The organism is Microbulbifer sp. JSM ZJ756 (assembly GCF_044383805.1).
In the GTDB taxonomy this organism is placed as follows: Bacteria; Pseudomonadota; Gammaproteobacteria; order Pseudomonadales; family Cellvibrionaceae; genus Microbulbifer; species Microbulbifer zhoushanensis.
The window spans coordinates 1-13,138 of the sequence record NZ_JBISER010000004.1 but is presented as its reverse complement, the minus strand read 5'-3'; the positions used below and the strand labels follow the sequence as shown (position 1 = coordinate 13,138).

General features: G+C 59.3%; 2 protein-coding genes. Both read left to right on the top strand.

The features are described from left to right. Position 1 precedes the first annotated feature (1 nt). On the top strand, positions 2–1,378 hold the full coding sequence (locus tag ACH6CX_RS08165; protein ID WP_233006164.1) for an AgmX/PglI C-terminal domain-containing protein: 1,377 nt from the start codon (positions 2–4) through the stop codon (positions 1,376–1,378). A 380-nt stretch (positions 1,379–1,758) separates the two neighbouring features. After that, positions 1,759–13,138: isopeptide-forming domain-containing fimbrial protein (locus ACH6CX_RS08160; protein WP_396675283.1), on the top strand; the 11,380-nt coding region annotated here is incomplete at its 3' end.

Genomic DNA, 13,138 nt, shown 5'->3' with positions numbered 1-13,138 from the left:
CGTGAGTAAATTAGATCAACAAAAGCAGGCGGTCAGCGGCGAGCTGGAAGAGGTACGCCGGCGGATTCGCGGACTGGAAGGCGAGCAGAGCCAGGTCGAGGCGAAGCTGGCAGACCTGGTTGCAGAGTCCGAGCAGTACCAGCTGCTGGCCGATATTGCGGAAAAGCTCCAGCGGCTGGATGAAACCGGTCACAGTGAGATGTTCTGGTCTGATGACTTCAGCCAGAGTGCCTCCCGTGCGGTGGTTGATCGTGTCCAGCGAAAGGTCAGCGTCTACGAAACCAACCTCGAGATGCTCGAGGAGCGGCGTCGGCGGATCCAGGAAAAGATCGAACATTACGAAGAGGATATCCTCGAGCTCGATGACCGCGCCGAACAACTGCGCCGAGCGGAAGAGGATGCTAAGTTCGAGTTCGAGGTAACCCGCGACCTGGTGCTGTCCGACAGTCGCGTACCGGTGATGCCCTGGCATACCCAGAGCGATGACGACAAGCGCTTCCGCCGATGCCTGCTGGTATCCCTGTTGCTGGCCCTGTTCCTGGGTTATGGCATACCGCTGTGGACGGTCCCCGAGCCGGAAGATGATGTGGTGGAGATTCCCGAGCGCCTGGCGAAGCTGGTGATCGAGAAGAAAAAGAAACCCAAGCCTCCGCCCGAGCCCAAGAAAAAGGAAGAGAAAAAGGACGAGAAGAAACCTGAGCCCGAGAAGCAGAAGGTAGCCAAGGAAGAACCCAAGCCCGTCAAGGCGGAGAAGAAGCAGGCCCGCAAGAAGGCTGAGCGCTCCGGCGTGCTGGCGTTCAAGGATAACTTCCAGGACCTCATCGAGGATGACCTCGACAACCGCCTCGGCGAGCGCACCCAGCTCAGTACCGCGGGTAAGAAGGAAAATCGCAGCCAGCGTTCCCTGATTACTGCAGCGGCCAAGAGCGACAGCGGTGGCATTGCCAGTGCCAATATAAGCCGCAATGTCGGTGGTACCGGCTCGTCGATGGAGGGTGTCGCCTTCTCCCGGGTTGAGAGTTCCATTGGTAGCGAAGGTGACTTCGCCGGCGAGGAGCGTCCGCTCAGTGATGGTACCGGGCCTTCCCGTACGGACGAAGAAATCCAGATCGTCTTCGACCGTTACAAGGCTTCCCTGTACCGTATCTATAACCGGGAGCTGCGTAAGAACCCGGCCCTCCAGGGCAAGATGGTCCTGAAATTGACGATCGAGCCGGATGGTTCCGTGTCTGCCGTGAGTGTCGAGTCCAGCGATATGGACTCCCCGGCACTGAACAGCAAGATTACGGCGCGGGTGAAGCGGTTTAACTTCGGTCCGAAGGCCGGGGTGCCAACCATCACCATCCTGTATCCGATCGACTTCCTGCCGGCGGGCTGATCCCGCCATCGGCCCTTCTCCTCATTTGAGGAGAGGGGCTTCCCTCTTCTAGCGAGTCCCGCGTTCTGCAGATCCTGTAACTACTGCCTGCCTTCAGTTTGTCCTGCTCATAGCTCCCCTGGCTGTGAGAACTGTGTGGCAAAGTTATTGGAAAGAATTCTACAAAATCCAATTTAGACCTGCTTCACGGCCTGTAAGTTCCGCTATCTATAAAGTCCGCTCCGCGGGCGTGCCAGCCCGTATGGCAGCCCAGTAAGGTTGCTGTTTTATGGGTGTCCAAAAGGGTGGTCGAGTCAGTGGCGCAGAAGTCGAATGCAATAGGTTGGACAGGATTCCAGAGGGTTCTCGCAGGAGCGGTTTTCTCCTGTGCGGCAAGCCTGTTGCCGTTTTCTGAAGCCGAGGCTGCACTGAATTGCCAGGCCGGGGGTAGCCTGCCCCAGGTAGTAGGTATCGACGGGGACAGCTACTGTGAGCTATGTGGCGAAGGCCAGGTAACTGTCCGCGTCCGTAACCCTTCGAATGAACCGCTGGAAAACATCTCTCTCGACATTGACCTCGATAATCCCCAGTTGGAGTATGCAGGCAGCATATCTGTCAACGGTGGAGCGATCACTGGCGGAGCACCGGTCGATGGTGATGATGGCCTTTCCATTGAACTGACTGACATAGGTGCTTCGTCGCCAGCATTCTGCAGTGACGGAAATGTATTCGATAACCAGTGTGATTTTATCGAACTCAGCTTCAATGTCCGCAGTCGCCCTGGTAGTGAGGAAAGCCTGGTGGCAGCACCGCTGTCCCGCAGTATCTCCGCCAGCGCCAGTTACCAGTACTGCGGTAGTGAAACTGGAACCAGCTCTGACTCTGAAATCCTGGACCTGCAGGAACCCATCCCGCAGATCCAGAACCAGGGTCGCAACGTCGATGCAAACCAGACCAACTGGAGTAACGATGTCTACGGCAATATCAATGACGATGTGGTCTGGCGGGTGCGGATCAACAATACCGGTGATGCGCCGATGCAGGATGTGCGCCTGGATACCCTGGTGCCGGATCCGAATACCGATATTGACTACGCCTGCCCGTCACAGGCCTCCGCGCTGGCCATCGCCAACAACAATGGTACGCGACCGGTTGGATCCCCCTGTATCGACGCCGGCCAGACCCTCAATGATTTTACGGTCGACGACCCGTTTGGTGTGACTGGCGATGTGGACGTGAGCATCAATGGTACCAATGTGCTTTACCTGGTGGGCAAGGTCACCAGCTCCTGCCAGAACTCAACTAATGTGGTGGACGACCTGCAATGGGGTTGCGAGGTAACCAACAACGGTCCCGGGGGTATCTTCGATCCTGCTACCGGGAATGTGGGTAACCAGCCGGAGACCGAAGACCTGATAGCCCTGTCGAACAACAACCTCAATGTTTCTGTGGAGTTCACCGGCACCAATACTGCGCAGCCACTGGGAGCCGCAGGTTTTGTCACCATTACCCTGAATAACCAGAGTGGCGGCTCTGTAAAAGACATAGTATTTACCAGTGACCTTCCTGACGAGTATGTGGTTGATACCACCTACACTCCGCAGATACTGGGAGGTAGTGTTACCCGGGGGGTTGATGGTGGGCACGGTGCTAGTTATGCCGGATCTTTCCCGGGAATGGTGGACGAGCTCCAATGGCGGGTAGGCTCAACCTGGAACCAGTGGGATGCAGATCCCCTGAACAATAACCAGCCTGAATTCAGGTTACTGAGCAGCACCACTCACCCGGACTATCCAGATCAGCTCAATATGATGCGTCATGGGGACCAGATCCGGGTCCGCTTTCGTATAGTGACAGTCGAGCGTGATTTTTACGATGTGGTCGCAGACCTGGACAACCCGGAAGAAAACGTCGCGACCGGAACAGATCCGGACAGCAATATCCCAATTGGTGATAATATCCTCAGCATTGACTGGGAAGATTTCTGCTCAACCAACAACCCGCCGACTCAAGTAGTGAACACGCCGGTCACGCCGGACCCGGAAGACCTGGATGTCTCGACAATTTATCCTCTTTATATTGTCAGGGACTCAGGTACCTCGCCGCTGACTGTGGATATCACCAACAACGGTGGGCACGATGCCGATGACTACGCAGTATACGTGACCTTTGGTGAGGCAATGACGGTTCTCAATAACGACCGCAACTGCCTGGAAGTTGGTAACCCGCCCGTACATCCAGTCTGGAATGATCCTGACTATATCCCGGCATCGGCGACTGTCTATCGTTGTACGGCGGCGGACCTCGGCGTCGTCGCTCCGGGCACAACAGAGCGAGTCATATTCGAGGTGGAAAAGAACCACAACGCCGGGGATGACGACCTCACCTTTCGCGCCGATGTGGTGGGTGAAATCACTCTAGACGACGGTACTGCGCTGGGCTTCCCTGAACCGGCAGATGTCAGTCAGACCACACCGTCAAAACAACTGGCCAATAACTACACACTCGATGGTGATCGCGCCCGGGTGCTGGGCTTTAACCTGGTCAAGCGTACCCGTGGCCAGTGCACGGAACTCAATGAGCCTGGCTTTAGCAATGACCTGGTGATTCCCGGGGAGGATTGCACGGTTGAGATCCAGGCTGGTGGCTGGTTCGGCTTTGAGACACCGGGCTACACCTTGATTGAGGTCAATACGGTCTCCTTTGGTGATGACCTGCCGGATGGACAGGGTTATATAGCCCATACACCACTTAACTGTAACGACGTCACACTGCCGGATCCTCTTTCGCAGTGCACAGAACTCAGTGCCAGTAATTCCATCAGCGAACTGGGGGGGCTTAACAGTGCCCTGAGTGAGGTGGATCCACTGTGGGCAGTGAGTGGAGCCATCGATGTGCGCAATCGCTGGTTCCTTACTGACCTGACCAGCCGTTTCCTGAATGATCCGGTGGATACTGTGGCTGCCCCCAACGAGCATGCCGCAGTCAGCACCGACTTCGCGAGGTCGGCGTTTGCAGCGGTTTTCGAAACCGGAGGGGTGCGGGAAACCGTGATCGTCGACAATGCTGCCGGCGTACCGGCGGACATCCCTGGTTACCCCACCGAGGACGAATGGCGGGTGGACCTGACGATCAGCGAGCCATTTATAGAGGTTGAGAAGCAGGTCTGTAATGAGGCGATTTATGGTCTCGGTACCAGCTGCAGTAATTTTGTCGACCTTACCGACGAGGGCCACCGTGACCAGACCTACATTTTCCGGTTAACGGTCACCAACCGCCAGTCAGATGCCGGTGTGAATCGGGCGCCCGCCTACGACCTGGTGATTACCGATACCCTGGATGCGTCCGGCCAGATGTGTGTGGAGCCCCTGGACGCGGACGGCATCGATAACGATGGTGACGGTATTGCTGAGACCATCGCCGGAGACGATGGCCTGGTGGGCCTGGCTGCCAACCAGAATGACTATGATCCCGCTACGAACTGTGCCGATGGGGGCACGCCTGCGGTGATCACCTTCTCTTACAACCAGTCCGCGGCCCTCGAGCGCCTGAATCCCGGCGAGTCAGTCGAGCTCTTTTACCGGGTCAAGCCCCACCCGACAGTGGCACCGCAGCAGCTGTTTACCAATACCTTCTTTGCCCGTTACGACAGTCTCGAGGGGGATTTCGGTAGCCAGAACACACCCCGGATCGACAGTGATGGTGATAATGATGGTATCGCCGATGGCATTCCGGAGGCGGGGCGCGCGCGCCATTACCGCTCCGCGGATGCAGAAGCGCAGATGCGCATTATCGAGGTCCGGGCGCAGCCCAAGGCGGCGGTCGAGCTGTCCAACGGTACTGCGAGTGGTGGCAGCCGCGACACCGCCGTGGTCGGTGAGGAAATCCACTACCAGCTCACCACGCAGATTCCGGCATCCAAACTGCGCAATTTTATCATCCGGGATAACCTGCCACCGGGCATGCGCTGCGTCGATGCGCCCGTGGTGGACCTGGATGCAGCCCCCTACGATATTGCGGGATTTATGCCGGGCGGTGAGATTACCCCGACCTGTACCAGCACCGGCAGTAACGACTATGTGGAGTGGGATTTCGGCGACCAGGAAGTGACCATGGTTTCTGGCAGCCTGTTTGATTTCCAGATCGAGTTTGTTGCCCGGATCGAGAACAGCCAGTTCACCAATGACGGCGATATCCTGGTCAATGGTGGCAATGGCACAGTGGCAGATGCGCGTTATATCGACCAGGGTGGCAACCCGGTGGTGGTACCGTTCGAGGCCCACGAAGTGGAAGTGCTGGAACCGGCCATCGCGCTGACCAAGTCATTTGCTGTTACAGAAGCCGATGCGGAAGATGTACTGACGGTGACAGTCACAGCAGAAAATACCGGATCGGCGACCGCCTACAACCTGCAGGTGCTGGATGACCTCGTCGACAGTGGTCTGGTTTACCTGGGTAATATCGGTGGCAACGATCCGCCCGAGAACGCCGATACCACAACCGTAGGTGCCAACTCGCCGATCTTCAGCTGGAATCCGGCAAGCGCCGGTTACGGAATCGCGCCCGGGCAGAGTCGTAGTTTCACCTTTGATGTCCAGGTGGAACAGGATGTGGCCCCCCATGAGATCCTCGACAATACCATCGAGGGGCGCTGGCAGTCGCTGCCGTCGCGGGACATCGCCCTGAACCCGGCCGGACAGATTGGCGCGGCTGGTGCCGCAGACGGCATGCGTGTCGGTGTGCTGCCCAATGCCGCCGATCCTGTCAATGATTACGAAACCAGTGCCGCAGGCCAGACCGAGGTGCCGCCACTGGCACTGTCGAAGTCCGACCTGGACCCGGCCGTGATACCAACCATCGGTGCGCACAAACAGTTCCAGCTGGAGGTCCGCCTGCCGGAGGGGGTCAGTGAAAATGTCACGGTAACCGACCAGCTGGCCAGCGGTTCGGCGAGCTATGTGCTGACGCACAACGCCGACTTTGACATCACCTACGAATTTGTCGGCATCGAGGCCATCAACGGCCAGGCCCCGGCAGAGGCCGCGTTCAACGCTATTCCCGGAAACGACACAGCCAACAACGCCACCTGGAGTATCGGCCAGGTGGATACCGAAAGTGAAAATGACACTGCCGGCAACAGCATCGACCCGCTCATCCGCATCACCTATTTCGCCCGGGTCGACAACGAGATCATTTCCACAGATGCGGGGGACTCGCTGCAGAATGGTGCCAACCTGAATTACCTCGACGGCGAGAGCGGTACAACACGGAATGTCACGGATAATACCTCGCCCGTTACTGCGGTGGAGCCGCAGCTGGATATCACCAAGGCAGTGACCAACACGACGGGTGATCCCGCCCTGGCGCAGGGCGGCGATGTGCTGGAGTATGTCATCACCGTTACCCACAGCGGATCCACGGCGGATGCATTCGATCTCAACCTGGTCGACGACCTGCCTCCGGAGCTGCGCCTGGATGACAGCTTTACCCCCACCGCCACGGTCGATGGCAACCCGGTAGCAGGCTTCGAGCCGGTGCCCGCAGGTACGCCGGGTGGTCCCCTGAACTGGGGTCGCGACAACGGCGACAACAGCCTCGACCTGCCACTGGGCAGCACCCTGGAGCTGACCTACCGGGCCACGGTGGAATCAGTCTTTGGCCAGCCGGTGGTCAACAGCGTAGTGCTGGACTGGACGTCGCTCGATGACAGTGAGACCAATGGTGATGCCTACGAGCGTCACGGCATCGGTTGCCCGGTTACCAGTGCGCCCAACGACTATTGCGCCGGGCCGGCCGAAGCCCCGATCAATACCGAGGATAATAGCGGCCTGGACAAGCAGGTGGTTGCCGACAGTTACGCAGATCCCGCCGACAGCACCCTGCGCGTAGGGGATACCGCGACCTATCAGCTGCTGGTTAATGTACAGCCCGGCACCACCAACGCGGTAGTGATCACTGATGTACTGCCGGCCGGCCTTACGCTGGACTCCTTCAGCATCAATGGTGATGACGCGGCGCCTTACAGTGCCGGTGGCGGTTACAGTTACACGGATATCCCCGGGGCCAGTGTTCCGGCGGCCGGGGATACCGGCACACTTGTCTGGAACCTGGGGGATGTCACACGGGAGCTGGGCACTGCGACACCGCTGGTGATCGAGTATGTTGCCCGGGTGACCGAAGACAGCGGCATCCCCCACGTGGCCAGCACTGCGCTGACTAATACGGCCAGCCTGACTTACACCGACGCCAGCGGCAACCCGCCGGCGAGCGATCCGCGGCTCGAGAGCAGCGCCACGATTACGGTGGTCCAGCCCCTGCTCGATAACCTGGCAAAGACCGATCGCGACGGTCGCAGTAGCCCCTACATGGTCATGGACCTGGCCAGCGAAGTGATGCGCTTCCAGCTGCGGGCATGTAATGCCGGCGACGCACCGGCCTACGGCCTGCAGTTGACCGATGACCTGCCGGCGGAGATGGACCAGGCCTCGATTGCCAACCTGGAGCTGCGTATCGGCGGTACGCCAGTGGACCCAGCCGACTACACCTACACTGCACCGGCTGCCCGCGGTGAAGACATGCTGTTCGCGCTGGATACGCCCGTCGACCCGGGGCAGTGCCTCGAGATTGATTACGATATCGGTTTTTACACCGATGTCGGAGGTGGGCAGGACTGGACCAATACCTTCACTGTGGATGAATACTGGTCGCTGCCTCCGCGCGACGCGCAACAGTATGGTCCGGTGGTCGTACCTGAACCCTTCCAGATGAACACCGCACCCACCAGTGTCGACCCGCTGCAGAAGATCCTGCTGCAGCCAGCCGACGGCACCGCCGTGGTGGGTGAGGAAGTCGTCTACCAGCTGCTGGTGCCGGCCGAGGACAGTGCCTCGGCCATCTATGACGTGGTCATCACCGATACGCTTGATCCCGCACTGGAAATCACCGGCATTGCTGAAATCAGCGGCAACGGCCTGACAGTGGATGACACCAATACCAGCGGCAATAACCTGGACCTGCGTATCGACCTGTTGCCCGCCGGCACCCGCGCCCAGATTGAAATCCGTGCACGTGTCGCCAACAACAGCACTACCCAGGCGGGCTACAGTTTCGAAAACGTGGCCAGCTACACCTATGCGGAGTTCGATGGTGGCCCCGCGATCGATGGCGGGGCAGGGAATTCAGGTCCGCTCACCATTATCGAGCCGCAACTGGCCCTGGCAAAAATCATCGACAACCAGACTGCCCCCGGCGACGCACCGGATGCCGGCGATATCCTGCGACTGACGCTCGATATCAGCGAGGCGGGCGGTGCAGGCAGCGCCGATGCGTTTGACCTGTTGGTGCGGGAGCAGTTGTCGCTGGGGCTCGAGTTTGTCACCGGTTCCGCCACTTTTGCCGGGGCGGCCCTGGCCGATCCGGCAGTGACCGGGGACGGTACTGCCACGGCGCAGCAGCTCACCTGGGATGTTTCCGGTAGTGACCTGGATATCCCTGCCGCCTCGACTGTACAGCTGGTCTACGATGTGCGGGTAACGGATGCTGTACTGGCGTTGACGGACCTCACAAGCACAAGCCGTATCGAATGGACCAGCCTGGACGACGATAACAGCGGTCCCTACGAGCGAAATGGTACTGCCACGCCGGCCCTGAACGATTATTTCATCGACGGTCAGATTGCCGCACTGGCTGCCGCCAACGACAGCGTCATCGCCAAGAACCGCCTCAGTGACAGCTTCAACACTGCCGATAACCAGCTGCGGGTCGGTGACCTGGTGGAATACGAAGTGCGTGTCACCCTGCAGGAGGGCAGTCACCCGAATTCTGTCCTTACTGATACCCTGCCACAGGGTATGGTGTTCGCCGGCACCCTGGCCGTGAATGGTGACACCAGTGCGCCGTTTGCGGCGGTTGCTCCCTTCACTCACAACGAGATCGCCGAGCCGGTCCAGGGCGGCGATCCCGTCACCGGCCCGACCACGGTTAGCTGGGACATTGCGGACCTGGTGAATGCTGGCGATAACGACGCCGCCAACGACGAATTCATTATCCGCTACCGGGCACGCGTGCTGAACCAGGATGTTCACCCGTGGCCGGCCAGTAACACACCTCTCACGAACAATATCGAATTTACCCGCGATATTGCCGGTGGCAGTGACAGCCTCGCCGGCAGTGAAACGCTGGGCCTGCTGCAGCCGGAACTGGCGGTGGCAATGAGCTCCAGCCCGGCTGATGGTGCGACCCTGGCATCCGGCGACACCATCGACTACACCGCGACCGTGACCAACAACGGCTCTGCACCGGCCTATGACCTGGTCTTCCGCGACCTGGTCCCGGTAGGCCTGCGGCAGGGCGGCGTTACGGTGCAATCGACCATCGTCAACGGTGCCAATATCGCCGACGTGGCGCCTGCCTATGATGCCGCCACCGGTGAGGCTGTGTGGGACTTTGGCGGGGGGACCGGCTACGCCATCGCACCGGGTGAGTCGCTGCAGATGACCTACCGGGTCCAGGCGGATGACAACCTGGGTGCCGGGCTTTCGATCGAGAATGGTGCTTACGCAGAGGTGTATTACTCACTGGATGACGACGACCTGCCGGGCCTGGCGGGGTTGTCGGCAGATGTGGGTATGCGTGAGGATTATGGTCCCACTACTCCCGTCGGCGTGCAGTTCAATACCCCCAGTGCCGAGGACCTGCTGATCGAGAATACCCAGCCGACGGCCTCGATTGGTGAGCCATTCGCGTATCGGGTCACCATTCCGGGTACCAGCCAGGGTGCCGCCCTCAACGACGTACAGGTATTGCTGGACCTGGGAGCCTCCTCGGCAGACCTGGTGTTTGTCGGTGCAGTGAAAGTGTCCGGCAGTGGGGAATTCTCCCCGGTAAATACCGGTTCGGGAACTGATCTGGTGATTGAGGACACCACTAATGGTATTGATGTGCCGGCCAACGAGGCCGTTGTCATCGATGTGATAGTTCGCCTGCGAGACAGTAATCCACCCAACATGGAAGGCCTGGGCTTCACCAACAGTGCCACTTATCGATATAACTTCGATAACGATAATACGGCTGCAGGGCAGGGTACCGGTGGCGGTAATACCACGGCCGAAATGACGGTCGTAGAGCCCACTGCACTGACACTGGTCAAGGCTGGTCCGGCCAGTGTGCAGTCGGGCCTGCCGGGCACTTTCGTGCTCGATATACACAACACCGGTACCGGCCCGGCATGGGATATCAACATCACTGATATCCTGCCGAATCCCGACCCGGGCGGTATGTGCGAGACCCCACCGGAAAACTTTGTAGCGGAAATCTTGGATGCGGGTGGCAGCCCGCTGGCCTCTCTGGCCCCAGGCGCTGATTTCACAACCGCGTTTGACGAAGCGACCTGTGTCTTGACCCTTACCTCGGTCGGTAGCAATGCAATGGTGCCTGCGGATCACCACTTGCGCTTCAGCTACGATGCCATCCTGGATCCCGATACACAGGATGGTGACGAGCTGACCAATGTTGCCGGGGTGGAGCGCTGGTATAGCTGGGACAGTAATGGTCCGGATGCGCGCGAGTACAGCCGCCCGGCGCCCGTTGACGGCAGCCCCGGCGTTTTGGACCACGAAGATGCATTTACCACCACTGCGGCGGTGCCGAATATTACCTTCCAGCAATCTGTGGCAAACATCACTGCAGGCGATAGCCCCGCCAGTAGCGCCAGCCCGGGCGATGTGCTGGAGTACACACTGACGCTAAACAATCTCAGCGACCTGGAGGTGACCGGTGTCAGCCTTACCGATGAACTGGACCGCCTGAATAGCTTGCCGTTCTATGCACCCGGGTCGCTGCAAGTGGTAACCCTGCCGGCGGGAGCGGATGCCTCCGCCACTGATACTACTTCAGGTACGGCCGGCACAGGCCGGCTGGAAGTGCGTAACCTGCAGCTCGGTGCAAGTGGCTCCGGCTCGGAAAGGGTAGAAGTGGTCTACCAGGTAAGCCTGGCGCCGGTGATCGACAGCTTGTCTGAGGTACTCAACCAGGCCCAGGCGCAGCTACCTGGGCAGACACCGATCTACAGTGATGACCCGAACATCAATGGTGCAGATGATCCCGACGTGGCCGGTGATGAGGATCCGACCCGGGTGGTGATCGAATCCGCCCCGGAATTCGTGATTGAGAAAACTTCCGGAGACATCAGCGGGGATCCAGAGCTGCTGTTAGCGGGCGATAGCCTGCGCTACACGCTGCGGGTACGCAACATCGGTGATGAAAACACCAGTGAAGCACTCTTACGTGACCAGGTGCCCGCAAACACCACTTACGTTGTAAATTCCACCACGCTAAATGGTGTGGCGGTACCAGACGTGGATAGCAGCACGCCCCTGGCATCCGGAATGCCGCTCTCCTCGCCCGGATCAGTAGAGGGGGTATTACTGGCCGATCCCGGCAATTCCGGTGATGGTGAAGCTGTCATCACTTTCGAGGTGACCGTCAACGATGTCAATGACGGTACCCTTGTCTCCAACCAGGGCTTCCTGAACGGCGCGGGAGCGGGAAGCGGTGCTTTTGATGAAGTCCCATCCGATGACCCGGGCACCGATACGCCAGCTGACCCCACCATTGATATTGTCGGTGACGTTCCGTTGCTGGTTGTGCAGAAGAGTGTCGCGATTCAGGAGGATAACCTTACCGCTGGTATTGTCGACCCGGGTGATACACTGCGCTACACGATTACCGTCAATAATATCGGTGGTGTGGATGCCACCGAGGTGGAATTGACCGACCTGATTCCGGCCAGTACCAGCTACGTTTCTGGAAGCACCACACTGAACGGTAGCACCGTGAGCGACAATGGCGGTGGTGAAGCCCGGATCGCCACAGGCCTGCCTGTTTCCTCCGTTGACCTGACGCCACCTCTGCCGGGCGCGGCCGAGGGCATCATCAGCTCAGGGCAGGCTGCCACAGTCGTATTTGATGTACGTGTTGATTCGGGCGCTGCGACTGGTACGGTGATCAGTAACCAGGGCAGTGTGAGTACGGTTGAACTCCCGTTGACACTGACTGACGCCGACGGAAACCCGTCCAATGGCGCCCAGCCTACCGAAGTAGTAGTGGGGGATGCGCAGCAGCTTTCCATCGTCAAGGAAGTGGCGGTCGTTGGTGGAGGTGCCGCCGAGGCTGGGGTGACGCTGGAGTACCTTGTCCGCGTGACCAATATCAGTGCGGTTCCGATAAGCCAGTTGGTAATCACTGATGACCTGCTGACTGCGGGCGAGGGCGTACTCACATACGTTGCAGACTCGGCCGTGCTGAATGGACAGGCCGGAGGCATTACCGTTGATGGCCCGGTAATCACTGCCGACTTTGCTGCGACCTTCGGTGACCTTCCCGTCGGTGACTCCGCCACGCTACGTTTCCAGGCGAAGTTGGGTGCGGATCTCGAGACAGGTTACACGGTGGTCAACACCGCGACCGCCCAGTGGAGTGACCCTCCTGTAAGCGAACTGGCGAGTGTCGCCATCGATGTGGGTGGCACGCCGGGTATTGCCAACCTCGGCGGCTATCTCTGGCACGACATCAACTTCAATGGTCAGCGAGACGCAGACGAGCAGATACTGCCCAACTGGACCGTGGAGCTTCACTTCAACGGTGTTCCGCAGGAGACACTGCAGAGCGACGAGAACGGTTACTTCCAGTTCGACGGCCTGGTACCTAACGGCACTGGTGGCCCGGAGTACGAGTTGCGCTATGTTGCGCCCTCTGCCGGTGCCAACACGGCGTCACTGGGTA